Genomic DNA, 16,568 nt, shown 5'->3' on the forward strand with positions numbered 1-16,568 from the left:
CTTCTATGCTTCCTAAGCTATTTATAGGTGCTCTAAGCAATTTATTGCGCCCTAAGCGGTCTATATAAACCGAGCCCTAAGCCGTTTCTGATTGAGCATCGACCGAAGTCGGAGCCGTTTCAGTGACTTCCTGAATCGCCATCAGAATACGTTCTGGCGTTGCAGGTGTGTTGAGCTTAGGAATCGCGCCATCGACGGCGACATAGCTAATGGCATCTTTCAGTGCGCTCCATACCGACATACCCAACATGAAAGGGGGCTCACCCACGGCTTTCGAGTTGAATACGGTGTCTTCTGGGTTGTTACGGTTTTCTAAAAGATGCGTTCTGAAATCAATTGGCATATCAGCAATCGCTGGGATCTTGTAACTCGCAGGACCATTGGTCATCAAGCGGCCTTGCTGGTTCCAAACCAACTCTTCCGTCGTTAACCAACCAACACCTTGCACAAAGCCACCTTCGACTTGGCCGATATCAATTGCTGGGTTCAATGAAGCGCCTACGTCATGCAGAATATCGACACGCAGAATCTTGTTCTCGCCGGTTAAGGTATCGACGATAACCTCTGAACAAGATGCTCCGTATGCGTAGTAGTAGAACGGGCGACCGCGCGCTTTCTCGTGATCGTAATAGATCTTTGGAGTGCGGTAGAAACCAGTGCTCGACAGCGAGATTTGGTTAAACCAAGCCAGTTCAACAAACGAGTTGAAGGTCATGATCTCGTCGCGGATCTGCACCATGCCGTTCTTAAACACCACCTCTTCAGGCCACACTTTGAAGTGCGAAGAAGCGAAGTCAATCAGGCGCTGCTTAATGGTCATTGCGGCGTTTTGCGCGGCCTTACCGTTGAGGTCGGTGCCCGATGAGGCTGCGGTTGGTGATGTGTTCGGAACTTTGTCTGTGTTTGTAGCGGTGATCTGGATACGTTCGACATCGACTTGGAACTCCTGTGCAACGATTTGTGCCACTTTGATGTTCAAGCCTTGCCCCATTTCCGTACCACCGTGATTCAAATGAATACTGCCATCGGTGTAGATATGGATGAGCGCACCTGCTTGGTTCAAGAAAGTCGCAGTAAACGAGATGCCGAATTTCACGGGTGTGATAGCAAGGCCTTTCTTCAAGATAGGGCTTTGCTTGTTGAACTCAGCGATTTCTTTACGACGTGCGTGATAGTCACTGCTGCGTTCAAGCTGTTCGGTTATCTCAGGTAAAAAGTTGTCTTCAACGGTTTGGTAGTAATGGGTCACGTTACGGCCTTCTTCGCCGTAGTAGTTCGCCTTACGTACTTCCAAAGGATCTTTTTTCAGGTAACGCGCAATCTCGTCCATGATGTGCTCGATGGTCATCATGCCTTGCGGGCCACCAAAGCCACGGTAAGCGGTATTCGATGCCGTGTTGGTTTTGCATCGATGACCAACCACAGTTGCATCACCTAGGTAATAGGCGTTGTCTGAGTGGAACATTGCGCGGTCGACGATAGAACTTGATAAGTCTGGAGAGTAACCACAGTTACCTGCAACGGTAATATCGGCACCTTGAATCACACCATTGTCGTCAAAACCGACCGTATATTGATTGTAGAACGGGTGGCGTTTACCAGTTTGCTGCATGTCTTCGTTACGTAGCAGACGCATTTTGGTTGGTCGTCCGGTGAGGTGAGCAATCACCGCGGCCATACACGCTGGAGAGGCTGCTTGAGTCTCTTTACCACCGAAACCACCGCCCATGCGACGCATATCAATCACGACTTTGTGCATCGGTACGCCAATCACTTCCGCAACCAGCTTTTGAACTTCGGTCGGATTTTGGGTCGAGGTATAGACGATCATGCCACCATCTTCGGTTGGCATTACGCTACTGATTTGGGTTTCTAGGTAGAAGTGCTCTTGGCCGCCGATCTCTAGGTCGCCAGAGATCACGTGTTTTGCTTTTGCCAGTGCGGCTTTCGAGTCACCACGTTGTTGCGTGTGACTCTCTGTCACGAAGTGTTCTTTCTCTAGTGCTTCTTTTACATCAAGAATCGCAGGCAGTTCTTCATATTCAATGATTGCAGCGTGTGCGGCTTTGCGTGCCGTTTCTAGATCGTTAGCTGCCACGGCAATCACAGGTTGGCCGTAGTATTCTACTTTGCCATCAGCAAGCAGTGGGTCACCCGGTAGGATGGCGCCGATATCCAATTCACCCGGTACGTCTTTCGCTTGAATAGCAATTGCCACACCTTCGAATTCGTAACATGGAGATAGGTCTATCTTGGTGATGTTGGCGTGTGCTTGCGTGCTCAGGCGTGCGTATACGTGCAGTTGATTTGGGAACTCAAGGCGGTCGTCAATGTATACCGCTTCGCCCGTCACTTGCTTGGCTGCACTGTCGTGTTTAACGCTTTTACCTACGCCAGTTTTTAGGTCTTGTTTTGCAATGGTAACCATCTCTTCGTGGGTCATCGCATTGCTCTTGTGAACAGAGGAATTTGATTTAGACATAAGACGTTACCCTTGTTTCGATTTGGTTGTTTTTATTCTGTCGTTCAATGAAGTAGCGACGCAGCATGTTGGCCGCCGACAATGAACGATATTCTTGGCTTGCACGGAAATCAGATAGCGGCTCAAAGTCGTTATACAGTTCCTGCATCGCTAACTTAATATTAGCGTCTGTCCACGGTTTGCCTAATAACGTATTTTCACAACGAGTTGCACGCTTAGGCGTTGCTGCCATACCGCCGAAAGCGATACGAGCGTAAGAAACCTTGCCATCTTCAATTTGAATATCAAACGCACCACACACCGCAGATATGTCGTCGTCTAAACGTTTCGACACTTTGTAAGCTCGGAAGCTGTCGTTGGTTGGCTTAGGAATGATGATCTGTTCGATGAATTCACTCTCTTTTTGCGCCGTCACTTTGTAGCTGATGAAGTAATCTTCAATTGGCATAGTGCGTGACTCGTCTCCGCAGCGAAGTTTGATTTTCGCGTCCAAAGCAATCAGCAGAGGAGGGGTATCACCGATAGGTGAAGCATTCGCCACATTACCGCCAATGGTGCCTTGGTTACGCACTTGCAGTGAAGCAAAGCGGTGCAGTAGCTCACCAAAATCTGGATAGTGCTTTTTCAGTAGTGCGTAAGAGTCACTGATAGGCAGGTTGGCACCAATAATTAAATCGATGTCGGTTTCTTCGCATACCTTCATGTCTTCAACAAGGTTTACGCTGATCAGTGTTTCAATCTCGCGATGGAATTGCGTCACTTCCAATGCTAAATCCGTACCGCCAGCAACCAGCTTAGCGTTCGGATGTGCTTGAAAAAGCTTGGCCAGCTCATCGGTGCTTTTCGGGGAAAAAGCGGTGAGGTGACCAAGGCGTAAGTTGGCTTCAGTGTCTTGAATACCTTCTAGCTTCTTGATGGTGTTGCGTTCAAGTTCTGCAAATTGGTCAATCAAAGGCTGGTCTGTTGAAAGCGACATCGCAGCATCAACAATTGGTCGGTAGCCAGTACAGCGACATAGGTTACCCGCCAATGATTCCATGACGTCTTCTTTGCTCGCATCGGGTTTGTTCTTGCCTAGGGCAAACATCGACATGATGAAGCCCGGCGTGCAGTAACCACATTGGGAACCGTGAAAATCCACCACCGCTTTCTGTACTGGGTGCAAAGAGCGATCTCGGTTTTGTAGATCTTCTACTGTAATCAGTTGCTTGCCATGCAGCGCTGAAACGAAAGTAAGGCAAGAGTTCACCGAGCGGTATTGCAGTTGTCCATCAACCACTTCACCGAGAACTACCGTACATGCACCACAGTCACCCGACCCACAACCTTCTTTGGTACCGGTTTTATTAACCTTGGTACGAAGGTAGTTGAGTACTGTCATATTTGGCGACAGATTATCTTCACGTCTTATTTCCTGATTGAGCAAAAAAGTAATCAAGAGACCTCCTTGTAAATCGACATATTTCCATGTGTATTCTTTTTGACTTCTAGGTCAATAATTATCCATCCTGACCCTGTGGTCAACTATTTATTTACAAAAATGCAACAAATAGTCTTTTGTGGAGATTGTGTACAATTTTATTTTAACTTTAGTTGCTTGTTTTATAAGGGTTTGAATTAAAGGTGAACAGTTTTATGGCGTGAATGAATTGATAAGTATGTATACAAGATAAAGACAAGGTTTATGGCACTGTTGGAAGTGATTCTGTAGAGGCTAAGAGCGTTGTTGAGGGCAGAATAGACAACATTTTTAGATGGATGTGAGTCGATCGTCGTATTTATTTTTAGAGGAGAGGGCACAAAAAAGAGAAGTAAACGCAGAGGCTTACTTCTCTCCAGTTTTGTTAACGAAAAGCTGTTAATAAAAAGCTGTTAACAAAAAGTTGTTAACGGATGGTTATTAAGCGTTTGTTGAATATTCTATGACTTGCTCTTAAGCAGATCAGAGAACACCACATGCAGGTCGCTAGAAGCTGTGCTGCTGTCTAGGTTGAGCTTCGAACGAATATGGCTTAGATGTTCTTGCATCAATTCTACGGCTTGTTGTTCGTTGCCTGACTCTATCGCATCCAGTAAGCCTGAGTGTTCGTCTAGAGAACAGTTCGAGTGGTTGCCCGTTTCGTATTGAGCGATCAGCAGTGAAGTTTGCGATACCAAGCTGCGTTGGAAAGCCAGCAGTGGTGCGTTCTCAGCCATTTCAGCCAGCTTGATGTGAAACTCGCCAGACAAACGTAGGCCAGAGCCGTAATCACCTTGGTCGAAAGCACAGTTCTCTTTCGCGACTAATTTTCTGCATTCTTCTATTTGCGCTTTGGTTGCGTTTTTCACCGCTAGCTCAGTGATAGCAATTTCCATTACTTCACGTGCTTTAAATATCTGCTTGGCTTCATCAACCGTTGGGGCTGCGATCATGGCACCTCGGTTTGGACGGATCACCACAACTTGTTCTAAAGAGAGACGCAGTAAGGCACGACGGATAATGGTGCGGCTAACGCTAAAGATTTCTGCTAAGGCTTCTTCGCTTAATTTGGTGGCTGGTGGCAGCCTTTGTTCTAGTATCGCGTCGAAGATATGGCAGTAAACAACATCGTCTTGAGTCTGGCCTGTTACTTTCGTTTTTACACCTTTGGAGACAGAGTTTTTGAGAACTGTCATAGAGATAAGGACCCTTGTTTAGTCGAGTTGGGTTGGTCGAGAATAATTCATGAGTATTACTCTATATTGTATACATTTATCTATACAATGCCACCGGATGAAAGTGCGATGCACGCTTATTTGTTAATGACTTATAACATTTTGTTTGCAGGGAACTGTGTGCAACCTTTAGCTTTAAGCCATTTTTAATCCAACTAAACTCGATTATCACCGCAGCTGTAGGCAACGATTTGGCTGATTTCGCTCAAGCTACGACCTGACTGTTGTTGCCATTCGTTGAAGGCTTTACCCGCTGCCAGTTGTGCTCGCTTGGTATTACGACCGCTATCAACCACGTCTGTGCTGCGTAGGTGTGCTTCAACATCTGATGACAAGATGAAGGTATCTTTACCCATTTGGCGCAGAGTGTAGGCACCAGTATTACCACCTAATCGCTTGCCGTGTTTTTTCAGGTAATCCCACAGCTCGGTGATACGTTCTGATGGCCAGTCGGCAACCATTTGTGAGAATGAATCGGCTTCACGCTTGGCATTGTGGATCATGGTGGCATTGGCAGGGATGGTCATTACCTTAGTAAGGTGACGAATAATGCGCGGGTCTTGCGCTTTCTGCTCCCACATCTCGTTCGGCAGCATCAGCATCTTTTCGATGTCGAATTCAAAGAACACTTCTTCAAATTGCGGCCACTTCTTTCTCACCACATTCCATGAAATACCACACTGGAATACCTTTTCGGTAAAGGCTGCTAGCCAACGGTCGTCGGTGATTTGCGATAACTCGGCTTGGGAAAGGGGCGCGCGAACAATCTTTTCGAGTTCGGCTGCTCCGCCTTTACGGTGAGCCGCACGTTGATAAATGGTGTCGAATTTCTCTTGGGTCATTGAAGGTTCCAAATTAATGCGAGTTTCTAAGATATGGGGTCAGATCTAGCAATTAAAACGACCGAGCCAAGTAAAACATGCTAGCTGAGCTTTAATTCCATTTGATACAAGGGCCATGTTTTACCATTGAACTCTTTCACGCTCGGCTCTTTGTCGACCACCTGAAAGCCCGCTTTGTCGTAGCAGCGTTTTGCGCCGTGGTTTTGCTTGAATACCGCTAAAGTGATGGTGGTGACATCCGGTATTTTTTTCGCAGCTTCTAATGCACTTTCTATCATGGATTGCCCAAGCCCTTTGCCTCGTTGGTTTGGGTGAATCGCGACCCGGCAAAAGCGAAGTTCATTGTCAGACATGCGCTGAAATTCCATAAAGCCAAGCAAGTCCCTGGCGTTTGAGTTGGCGTTCGGTTCAAAGTATGACTTAGATGCAGAGAAGGTATATAGCTCGACATGTGGCTCTTGAGAACGTTTGATGATGGAGGTTGCTTTTAACGGCCAACCAAAGGTTCGCCCACCCCACAACACGTAGTCTTCTAGGGATGTAAACCAAGTGACGATCTCTTCAGCGTCGGATGCTTTAAAGCGGTTTATTTCCATATCCTTCTCTCTCCCTAATCGCGTGTCTCTTTTTTAATCCGTTAAACTTCTGCGCCCAACTGATCAAGAAAGCCACGCATGTAGTCGGTGCGCTTGTTGGCTTCTAACTTGGCGGATTCTGTATTCATGGTTTCAGCGAGCTTGAACAGCTTCACGTAGAAATGGTCGACGCTGTAATGCTTGTCATCCAAGTCACGTTGCTTCGCAAACGGGTCTTGATGGTTATAGAGATCAGCGTTAAAGCTTTGGCCGACGTACAGGCAGCGAGCAATGCCAATAGCACCGAGAGAATCTAGGCGATCGGCATCTTGGACGATTTGAGCTTCTAACGTTTCAGGTGTGATGTTGGCGCTGTAGCTGTGCGTGACAATGGCATGATGGATCTCATCAAGATAGGACGCAGGATATTCGATAGATTTGAGATAAGAGATGGCTTTGTCTGCTGCCATTTGTGAGCTTTGAGCGCGGTCTGGGTGGTTCTTTGGAAAGGTGAAGCAATCATGAAGGTAAGCGGCGGGCAGCACGACTTCAAGCTTGGCTTGTTCTTGAGTACATAAAGCCATGGCGGTTTTGACTACGCGCTTAATATGGCTGATATCGTGCGCTGCATCTTGTGTCATCTCTTGCTTTGCAAAATCAAGCAGTTGGCTTTCAATTTTCGCAATCACGTGTCTCTTTCTCCCTTTCTAGATGTTATCAATGTTGCTTGTCACTTAGCATCAGTTTCACATCGACTGTAACAGTTTCAAGCGCGAGTTTTTATCTTTTATAAAAGGAATACCCACAAAAAAACCGACTCTGTGAGTCGGCTTAATAGAAAGGTTATTCTGTGTTGATTAAAGCGTTATCAACGGTAACCAGAGCTTATGCAGCGGCTTGTTGAAGCTGCGCTAACACATCATGCAGAGAAGGGCTGATGGTGTGTCCAAGCGCTTTTACTTCGTCACATGGTTCTACTAAATCAGGGATCTGGAAGCTGATCATGTTGGCTGCCATTGATGCGCGAATACCGTTGTTTGAGTCTTCAAACGCTAGGCAGGTTTCTGGGGCAACACCTAGGCGTTCTGCCGCTAGCAGGTAGATCTCTGGGTGAGGCTTACCATTGGTCACTTCGCAGCCTGTGCTTAGTGAGGTGAAGTAAGAATCTAGGCCAGCCAGCTCAAGCTTCTTTTTAGCGATATCAAGCTGAGTCGAGGTCGCCACCGCGATTGGAATGTCGTTTGATTTCAGCCATTCAAGAAGCTCAATCACGCCATCTTTAACTGGGATAGCCTGGTGCTTAACAATCGCACTGTAGCGAGTGCGCCATTCATTGTTCAATGCTGGGTAATCTAAGCTTTCGCCGTAACCATTTCTAAAGATCTGTTCGATGGTTTTTGCGTTACAACCAATGATGCCTAGGTAAACATCCTGCAAAAACGGAACGCCTTGCGCGTGACATGCTTCTTCAAAAACCTGCATACAAAGTCGCTCGGTGTCGAGCAGCAGTCCATCCATATCAAAAATAGCAGCTTGAAAATTCATATCCGTGGTTCTTTATGTGTTGTCGTCGTGAGGGCGAGTATTTTGACATAGTGCCTGGAGATAGGCGAGTCAGTGTTCAGTAAGAATATGACGAATTGTCTCGGTAATATGCTTCTAGATGAGGCGAAGCCTGATTAACTTGCGTTGGAATAATATCGTTCAGTTATGAGTCTGATGTTTGATAGGTCAGGCGGTTCTAACAGACACAATAATGGTTATCATACATAACAAATCTCGGTTGAGTGCCTAGCTTCCTATTACAATTCATAAACTTACAGACGCGTTAGCGTGACCATAATCTTATAAAAAACAATTTGCGGAAGCCTGCAATCATAGTGTGACCAAGTAATAAGTAAAAGGCTGAACTAAAGGACAAAATATAATTAGTCCACATTTTTTAGCAAGGTTGCTTATGTTGTATTTTGAGTTTCTATTTTTATTAGTCGTACTTTATATCGGGTCTCGGTATGGCGGTATTGGCTTAGGTGTTGTTTCTGGGATTGGTTTGGTTATCGAGGTGTTTGTCTTCAAGATGCCACCAACGTCACCACCTGTCACCGTAATGCTGATCATCCTCGCTGTTGTTACCTGTGCTTCGATCCTCGAAGCGGCTGGTGGCTTGAAATACATGCTTCAAGTTGCGGAAAGGGTACTGAGAAAGAACCCGAAACGCGTCACCTTGATAGCACCGTTCGTGACTTACTCGATGACTTTCTTATTGGGTACTGGCCACGCGGTTTACTCAATTATGCCAATCATCGGCGATGTTGCGTTGAAGAATGGTATTCGTCCTGAGCGCCCAATGGCGGCTGCGTCTGTTGCCTCTCAACTGGCGATTACTGCATCTCCAATTTCTGCTGCTGTGGTTTATTACCTCGCACAACTTTCTGATATCCAACACTCTATTACTCTGCTTTCTATTCTGATGGTGACGGTTCCTGCAACCTTGTTCGGCACACTTTTGCTTTCTCTGTATAGCTTGAAACGTGGTAAAGAACTGAGCGACGATCCTGAATACCAAGCTCGCCTAAAAGATCCTGAGTGGAAAAAGCGCATTGAAAGCACCACCGCGACCTCTTTGGATGAAGTGCTTCCAACTTCGGCTCGTAATGCAGTATTGATTTTCCTATTGTCGATTGTGGTGATTGTTATCGTGGCGATGGTGCCTGAGATCAGAACCATTGTAGATGGCGAGAAGCCAATCAAGATGTCGGTGATCATCCAGATGATGATGCTCTGTTTCGGCGGTATCATCTTGCTGGCAACCAAAACCGACCCACGTGACGTGCCAAACGGCGTGGTATTCAAATCGGGTATGGTGGCAGCGATTGCTATCTTCGGTATCGCTTGGATGTCGGATACCTATTTCCAATACGCAATGCCTCAGTTCAAATCTGGCATCGTGGAAATGGTGACTAACTACCCATGGACGTTTGCGCTAGCGCTATTCATCGTATCGGTTGTGGTGAATTCGCAAGCCGCTACTGCACGTATGATGCTACCGGTTGGCCTTGGCTTAGGATTAGATCCAGCACTGCTTATCGGCTTGATGCCAGCGGTTTACGGCTACTTCTTCATCCCGAACTACCCATCAGATATCGCAACGGTGAACTTCGATGTGTCTGGCACCACCAAGATTGGTAAGTGGTACTTCAACCACTCATTTATGTCGGTTGGTTTGATCGGTGTAGTAGGCGCATGTTGCTTAGGCTACGCACTGGCTCAGATTTTTATCGCTTAATGAATTAGCTTTCTTTGAGATAGCTAAGACAACAACGAAAAACAGCGCCTGAATTGGCGCTGTTTTTGTTTAATCTGTCTTGGGAATTAGCTTTGATACGAGCTCTTAAGCAGTATTAGCGAGCCTCAAAAGCCAAAGACTGAATCGCTTCTTCTATCGTTAAGAAGTGGATCTTCATCAGGCACACTTCAGCTTTCTGGAACTCGTGGTTTCGAATCAGTTTGGTCACGCTTTCAGTCGAATAGTGTTCAGTTCGTTTCGCTAGAGACAGTTGATTTGAGCTCGATTGAAGCGAGTAACTGTCGCCAACTGAATCGATGAGGTAATCCTCTTCGCCCAAGATCATCTCTGAGCATTCCGCTTGAAAATCGTTCTCGGACGCGACGTAAATAAGTTCATCATCACCGTCGAGTTTTACTAAAGATGGCCAACTGATCATCACTGCCCTTTCTATGTGCTGCTTACTGCTTTTAATAGTGGTGACGACAAGCAATTATGTAAAAGTTATCGTCATCTGCTTTATACACTAATCGATTCTTGTCATCGATTCGTCTTGACCAAAATCCAGACAGGTTGCCGACTAGTGGCTCCGGCTTTCCAATCCCTTCAAAGGGCGTTCTTTTGGCAGCTTCAATCAACTTATTTAGTTTCTTGAGCGTTTTCTTGTCTTGGGTTTGCCAGTATAGGTAATCTTCCCAAGCATTATCTGTAAATACAATCTTTCGATCATTCGTCATTATTCAATTCTCGAACGGTTGTATTTCCGGCTTCGAGTTGAGCAATGGATTCAGCCAATCTTTCAGCGTTTTTAGGCGAGCTCATTAGGTACAAGGTTTCTTGCATTGAATTAAAATGATCAAGAGACATTACCACGGCATCTTCTGAATCTCGTCTGGTTATTACCGTAACATCAGAATCGTCTACCACTCTATCGAGCACAGACTTAAGGCTATTTCTTGCCTCAGTAAAAGAAATAATATTCATCACTTATTTACCCTGTTGTTTTTGGATATGTTTAATCTTTCAATATACACAGAATAGTTAATCATTCATGAATTAACTATTGTACATGTTCCGCTTGTTGTACATGTTATCTCAGAGGTTACACATGATCAACTTATGGTACATGTCACTCACGTAAATCTGCAGAGTGTTACTGACTCAAAATGCTATTTACTTAGAGATCGGCCCAACGGCGCGAAGTAACCTTGCAGCGCTTCATAAATCTCTTTGCGATGCGTGAGGTCTGGATAAAGCGGGAACATATCCGGTTTGGTCGTGCCATCGACTAAGTAAGAATTCTCGATATCTGAGCAGGACTCGATCGTAGCTTCAAAGGCTCGCGCCATCATTTCTGTTGGTAGTGAGAAGTAACGGGCAGACGTTGCCTTGTCGGCAATAACACTGCGTGCAACGTAGTCGTGCTTATCCAGATTGTTGTCGCTGAGTAGTGTGGCATCGAACAGAGACATCAAACTCTCGTTTAATGGATGAGGGCGTACTTTTCTATCGTGTAGCCAACAGTCGCTGGCGAACAAGATTTGCTTACGAGGGCCAGAGGTGTCGCCGATTTCAAACGCTTTCTCAGCGATGTAGTGGTCAAATGCATGCCAGAACTCGTGGGCGAGAGCACCAGCTCCTGCATTCTTAGCAAGGGCTAACTCTCTTTGATTTGGTGCGTAGTGTGCTTGTACGCCTTTTCTTCCGCCACTGCCGAAAGCTAAACCGAGCGTGCCGCGAAGGCCAATGGCTTCTGGCGGCAGAGCCAAGATGTAAGCCAAGTCTGCTAACGAGTCGAAGATCAGATTTGCAGCCAGTTCTTTCTCTTCTTTCGTTACCCAAGCGCCCACACGGATGCTGCCCATACCGAAGGTCTGTTTGATGTCCATGAATGACACCTGATCGCCATGTCGGTAGTCTGGGCCTTTGCGCGTTTTGTATTTAAAGTGGGTTAACTTCAAAGGGGTCCTTGGAGAAAGATGTTAGGTGGAAATAAAGGTGTTCGGTGGAAATAAAGATGTTAGATGAGAATTAAGTGGAGCATTCTTATCGGATGCTGGGCATTGAGCCATATTCTTTAAACCACACCGTTATGAATAGTATTTATGAACGAAAGTTAGCACCTTTGTGAGTAAATTACCGAACAAAATGAGTTAGATTGTGTTCGAAAGCTTCCCATGAGGTTGGGCTACCTTCGTGGGTCAGTGGAAACAGCGGCTTGTTTGGTTTGGCATAGCTTAAACGATGTAACCTCTGCGTGACATGATAGCTGTCTAGCCCAGAAATAGTGACTAAATCTAACGCTTCTAAATCTAGGTAGCCGTCCGGCATCACAGCACGTTTTGGCGCGTGAACCGTAACAACTTCACCAATCAACATTTGGGTTTGGTTACTTTCAATTGTGATTTTTTCTTTGAAAGCCAAGCCTATTTTCAGAGGGCTTTCCAAGACAAACGGAGCAGGGAACACATCATCGTAATAGGACGTGAGACCGACCGCGTTAAACTCTGAGATTGATTTAGGGTAACGAGCGGAAGTTTGATGGGCTTTTTGAACAAAGCCCGCACCGATGCTGTTGATGGTGAAATGTTTAGTTTCCAGGATGTTCTCTAATGTATGACGGCGACTTTCTGCAGGTCGGACGATGAAGCCAAACAAGGGGGGATTTGACCCTAGGTGAACCACAGAACTCACCACAGCAAGATTTTCTAGCCCTTGTTTATCGCAGGTGCCAATAAGGTTAGCGCTTTTGAACCCCGATAAGGAATTAATTAAACGAGCACGCTCACGTTGATCCATTGCTTGGATATCTTGTCTTGAAAGGGTCATTTCCTTCATATTTTCTCTTCTTCTCACTTTTGTTTCGACGACTTGTTCACTAACCAACTCATATTTACGCAGAAGCATCCTCTATCGATCAGCAGAGTGGTTAGTTTGGTCGTGGGCAGCCTGTCTCTTTTACCTCTACTACTGCACAACGGGCGAGATCATTTGCATAGATTTACGTATGTTGACGTCGCTTTACATCACGCAAGCTAAAGTAATGATGTCGTCTTTATGAGTGTTAAAAAATGAAATCAGTCCGCAATATCATCTGGGCAATGATTGCCACAATGTCAGCCTTTTGGTTTGCGATGGAACCGCAACTCTTCGCTTCAAACAACGTATTTGAATGGCGTTCTGCCATGATTCAGTACTCGGGTATTTTGTCTCTGATGTTAATGTCCATCACCATGATTTTGGCGATGCGTTTACCTATGGTTGAGAATTGGCTCAACGGTATGGATAAAGCGTATCGAGTCCACAAATGGCTAGGTATAGGCGGCGTAGCACTGGGTGTGACACACTGGTTGTGGTACCAGATTCCTAAATGGCTAGTGATGTCTGAAGTGTTGGCTAAGCCTGTTCGACACGATGGTTCAGGCCCTGCAAGAACATTGTCTGGTTGGGAAGCATGGGTCAATGGACTCCACGGCTTTGCTGAAAACATTGGAGAGTGGGGCTTTTACCTATTACTCGTTTTACTGGTGGCGTCGTTGTGGGCGGCTGTGAAATACAAACCGTTTAAATTGTCACATCGTTTTATGTCGGTCGCGTACCTATTGATCGCTTTTCACTCAGTATTACTTCTCAAACATGCCTATTGGGGCGAACCAATTTACTACCTAACAGTGGCATTTGCTTTGGTTGGGTCTGTTGCGGCGATTTACAGTTTATTGGGCTTTGTAGGGCGTCGTAATCGTCACTCTGCTTCTGTCGTTTCCACTCGCTACTTTCCCAAAGCTGAAGTGATGGAGTTAGTGCTAAAGCCAAGTACATCATGGCGAGGACACAAAGCAGGGCAGTTTGCGTACTTACGCTTTGGTAATGAAGATCCTCATCCGTTTACTATTGTGTCAGGTAGCGAAGATTCAGAACTGCGTTTCTTGATTAAAGAGTTGGGTGATTTTACTAATGGGTTAGTTGAGCGAGTAAAGGCGGGCGATGCGGTTACGGTGGAAGGGCCTTATGGTCGACTTGAGTTTGACCTAAACAAGCCACAGATTTGGATTGCTGGTGGTGTCGGAATAGCGTCGTTTTTTGCAACGCTTGAAGCGCTCAAAACAGAGAAAACTCATCCTCGAATTGAACTGTTTTACTGTACTCGCGGTGTCGATGAGCATTTAGTCGATGAATTATGGCACCTTGCGCATCAAGTCGGTGTGAAGCTGAACGTAATAGATACCTTGCACTCTCCGCGATTAAACGCAGAGAGAATCGCGAGTCAATGTGGTGATCTAAATGTTTATGAGTTGTATTTTTGTGGGCCAGAGTTGTTCTCAACCTCGCTTAAAAAAGAACTCGATACGTACAAGTTCAATGTTGACCAAAATTATCACGAAGAGCTGTTTGTGATGCGTTAAAAAGGCCTAATGAGGTATCAATAGCGTCAAGTTTGGCTCTTCGTTGCGGGGTTAAGGCAGCGGTTGGATTTGGTGTTATTGATACTTAACGACAAGCTCTAATTAAAAAGGCAAAAGTTACTCAATTTTTTATTGCAGCGGTTTGCTATTGAGCGATACCATGTACGGCTGTTTTATTGGTAAAGATTGCAAAATGTCAGATGAAAAGCTCGCGCTAGAGTGGATGCGTCAACAAGCGCATAGAATTGATCCATATGTTATAAATCCATCATTTGATGAATGCGTTGAGTTGCTTGAGCCTGCCTTTAAGAAGGGCAAGAGTGTCGCGCAGCTAAAATATCTATTATCAGAAGCGGATCGCCGAGCTGGCGCTGCCGAGCGTAAACACGCCGCTTTAAAGTTCGCCAAAGAAAAAAGCCCAAAGGCAGGCCAAAACCTTCGCCTTCAAAGCAAGCTTCAACAAGTTCAGTTGGCATTAAAGTTAGCGACGGGCGATAACAACATGACCATATCGCAGTTCTGTTCTGAGTATGATGTCAGTAAGCGAGACGGCAACGAAGCGTGGAATGAAAAGCTGGTTGAGCAGAATAATAAGAAGTGATTTTTCCGATGTCTTTTGCTGTTTCACTTGAGGCCCGATAAGATTTATCTGATCGTGAAAATTTGTTTATAAAGTCATTTCAAACCCTACCAATAAATGTTGTTCGATTGTATTTCAAAAGCCTGAAAAGCATCTTTTCTTCTCAGGCTTTGCGAACAGCTAGTCACTCATCTTTTTCGTCTTAACTGTAAACCACAGCAAAAGTATCGATGAGCGAATATCAGATCTTAAGGTCGAATGTTATTGAAGCTGACCTTCTGCGTTCCATCTCCAAGTTTCTCCAACTTAACCACGTCTCCTTGATAGTAATACGGTTCCATTGGCATATTGCTGTTGGTCGGTCTTGCGTAGTGCAATACAGCCAGTTTAGCGTCAACTTGCTGAGCATATAAATAGCCAATCAGCGCATGTTCAAATTGGTGATAGCCATTGCCCCAATGGAAAGCTTTAGTACGCTTAGGATCAAGCCCAACGCCACCGTATTTGTGGTCGACCCATACATCATGAAAGGTCGGTAGGGTGTATTGCAGGACGTCTTTCATTGAACCATCGACCAGCGAAACCGTCATAGCCGCTTGATCAAGCTCAGCCCACTCCCATGATGACGCCCACTGGCTGTGCGGTCTGCTTTGCCAGCCCGTGATATCTTGCCCTTGCCACATTTTCTGAAGTCGCTCACCAAAGTAGTTAGATACATTGGCAAAGTCTTTCTGATATTGCGCCTGATCCAGAGTGTGTTTCATGCCGTCTAAACCAAATTCCGACCAATCGGAATTATCTAATGCATGACCGGTTAGATAGGTCATCCAATATGCTTTGATGGTGTGCCCAAAATCGTTGTGATTGGCATTCGGCATCATCGCAGCTTTATCGTGAATAGCCCCGTAGAAGCGTTGTTGATCTTCAGAATGGTATTGGTCAATCATGGCTTGCGTGAGCCAGTTTAAGTCATCAAGCCATTTGGATTTGACGGGCTCTTTGAGCAGAGGTGCGACTAACAACAGATAGCCGTTTATTTGATCAAGTTGCGCGACCAGTTCGCGTCGTTTTGCACTGCCATCTTCACCGTCAGCAAGTACCCAAGCAAGACCGCTGTTGTCGCTAAGTCGATATTTATCAAAGATAAAAGCTTGTTGGGCGATGAGTGCTTCTTCTACCTTTTTGTCTTGGGTCAGGTAGTAGTACATGGCAAGGCCAACTAATGCATACGCTTGATCTTGAGAGGTACGTTGCTGCCAATCCTGTCCTGCTTTTCCCTTTTTTGTGTAGCCAATAAAGCCACCATTTTGCTTATCTTCTAGTTGATCAATGAGGTAGTAGGCACCTTGCTTGGCAAGCGCTAAAGCTTGTTTGTCTCCAGTAAGGTGATAGAGCACGCCGTAGGCATAGGTTTGGCGTGATTTCATGCGCGTGAACTCCTTGCCAAAGTGCGGAGTGATCCAGCCTCTATTCAATTCAGGACACACATCAGATACATCGAGCAAGGTGCCATCATCACAACGGAAAGTAGGGAAGTTGCCTACCGGTTCTCCCTGAGCGCTAGGCATCAGCCAGTAAGGTGCGAGCCCTTCAGAGGCATGATTGATCCAGTCTTCTCCAGTGGGAAGGGTGACATTGGCGGATACGGCCAAGCTGGCCACGCTGAGTAATGCGATCGTTGCTCGTAACATGATGTTTATCTTAAT

At 45.8% G+C, this 16,568-nt stretch carries 16 protein-coding genes; 3 read left to right on the forward strand and 13 right to left on the reverse strand.

Features of this window, described 5'->3' with window-relative positions; translation table 11 throughout:
• Positions 1-76: 76 nt before the first annotated feature.
• The 7 genes from xdhB to L3V36_RS05035 form a co-directional block, all read right to left on the reverse strand.
• Positions 77-2,482: a xanthine dehydrogenase molybdopterin binding subunit gene (gene xdhB, locus L3V36_RS05005; protein ID WP_017061607.1), complete on the reverse strand. Its 2,406-nt coding sequence runs from the start codon at positions 2,480-2,482 to the stop codon at positions 77-79.
• Positions 2,475-3,920 carry a xanthine dehydrogenase small subunit gene (gene xdhA / locus L3V36_RS05010; RefSeq protein WP_102448153.1) on the reverse strand — a complete coding sequence of 482 codons (1,446 nt, stop codon included), beginning with the start codon at positions 3,918-3,920 and terminating at the stop codon, positions 2,475-2,477. Before xdhA ends, xdhB begins: the two co-directional genes overlap by 8 nt.
• Positions 3,921-4,402: 482 nt before the next feature.
• Complete coding sequence (locus L3V36_RS05015; protein WP_017075215.1) at positions 4,403-5,137, reverse strand: GntR family transcriptional regulator; 735 nt, start codon at positions 5,135-5,137, stop codon at positions 4,403-4,405.
• Positions 5,138-5,331: 194 nt separating this feature from the next.
• A complete protein-coding gene (locus L3V36_RS05020) occupies positions 5,332-6,018 on the reverse strand; it encodes a DNA-3-methyladenine glycosylase I (RefSeq protein WP_017076950.1) in 687 nt (228 codons plus the stop codon).
• Positions 6,019-6,098: 80 nt separating this feature from the next.
• Positions 6,099-6,614 (reverse strand): N-acetyltransferase, encoded by a 516-nt coding sequence (locus L3V36_RS05025; RefSeq protein ID WP_102448154.1) that lies wholly within the window; start codon positions 6,612-6,614, stop codon positions 6,099-6,101.
• A 41-nt stretch (positions 6,615-6,655) separates the two neighbouring features.
• Entirely contained in the window at positions 6,656-7,282 is a 627-nt protein-coding gene (locus L3V36_RS05030; protein WP_102448155.1) for an HD domain-containing protein, read from the reverse strand.
• Between the two features lie 196 nt (positions 7,283-7,478).
• Entirely contained in the window at positions 7,479-8,138 is a 660-nt protein-coding gene (locus L3V36_RS05035; protein ID WP_102448156.1) for an HAD family phosphatase, read from the reverse strand.
• Positions 8,139-8,550: 412 nt separating this feature from the next.
• Between L3V36_RS05035 and L3V36_RS05040 the strand changes: the two genes are divergently transcribed.
• Complete coding sequence (locus L3V36_RS05040) at positions 8,551-9,879, forward strand: anaerobic C4-dicarboxylate transporter (RefSeq protein ID WP_208774351.1); 1,329 nt, start codon at positions 8,551-8,553, stop codon at positions 9,877-9,879.
• Between the two features lie 115 nt (positions 9,880-9,994).
• On the opposite strand, the gene L3V36_RS05045 is transcribed toward L3V36_RS05040, so the two are convergent.
• The 5 genes from L3V36_RS05045 to L3V36_RS05065 form a co-directional block, all read right to left on the reverse strand.
• Positions 9,995-10,318 carry a DUF4144 domain-containing protein gene (locus tag L3V36_RS05045; protein WP_208774349.1) on the reverse strand — a complete coding sequence of 108 codons (324 nt, stop codon included), beginning with the start codon at positions 10,316-10,318 and terminating at the stop codon, positions 9,995-9,997.
• A 31-nt stretch (positions 10,319-10,349) separates the two neighbouring features.
• Positions 10,350-10,616, reverse strand: coding sequence for a Txe/YoeB family addiction module toxin (locus L3V36_RS05050; protein ID WP_017069754.1), 267 nt, complete (start codon positions 10,614-10,616; stop codon positions 10,350-10,352).
• On the reverse strand, positions 10,606-10,863 hold the full coding sequence (locus L3V36_RS05055; RefSeq protein ID WP_208774347.1) for a type II toxin-antitoxin system prevent-host-death family antitoxin: 258 nt from the start codon (positions 10,861-10,863) through the stop codon (positions 10,606-10,608). The genes L3V36_RS05050 and L3V36_RS05055 overlap by 11 nt, the downstream gene beginning before the upstream one ends.
• 185 nt (positions 10,864-11,048) lie before the next feature.
• A complete protein-coding gene (locus L3V36_RS05060; protein ID WP_208774345.1) occupies positions 11,049-11,840 on the reverse strand; it encodes a CLCA_X family protein in 792 nt (263 codons plus the stop codon).
• A gap of 175 nt (positions 11,841-12,015) precedes the next feature.
• Positions 12,016-12,717, reverse strand: coding sequence for a flavin reductase (locus L3V36_RS05065; protein WP_108185366.1), 702 nt, complete (start codon positions 12,715-12,717; stop codon positions 12,016-12,018).
• Between the two features lie 233 nt (positions 12,718-12,950).
• Here L3V36_RS05065 and L3V36_RS05070 point away from each other — a divergent pair, with 233 nt between their 5' ends.
• Both L3V36_RS05070 and L3V36_RS05075 read left to right on the forward strand, forming a co-directional pair.
• Positions 12,951-14,282: a ferric reductase-like transmembrane domain-containing protein gene (locus L3V36_RS05070; RefSeq protein ID WP_208774343.1), complete on the forward strand. Its 1,332-nt coding sequence runs from the start codon at positions 12,951-12,953 to the stop codon at positions 14,280-14,282.
• 193 nt (positions 14,283-14,475) lie between these two features.
• Positions 14,476-14,883 carry a hypothetical protein gene (locus tag L3V36_RS05075; RefSeq protein ID WP_026012354.1) on the forward strand — a complete coding sequence of 136 codons (408 nt, stop codon included), beginning with the start codon at positions 14,476-14,478 and terminating at the stop codon, positions 14,881-14,883.
• Between the two features lie 227 nt (positions 14,884-15,110).
• Here L3V36_RS05075 and L3V36_RS05080 read toward each other — a convergent pair whose 3' ends face one another.
• Entirely contained in the window at positions 15,111-16,553 is a 1,443-nt protein-coding gene (locus L3V36_RS05080) for an N-acylglucosamine 2-epimerase (RefSeq protein WP_208774341.1), read from the reverse strand.
• Positions 16,554-16,568: the final 15 nt, after the last annotated feature.

Source organism: Vibrio sp. G-C-1, assembly GCF_021728015.1.
In the GTDB taxonomy this organism is placed as follows: Bacteria; Pseudomonadota; Gammaproteobacteria; order Enterobacterales; family Vibrionaceae; genus Vibrio; species Vibrio splendidus.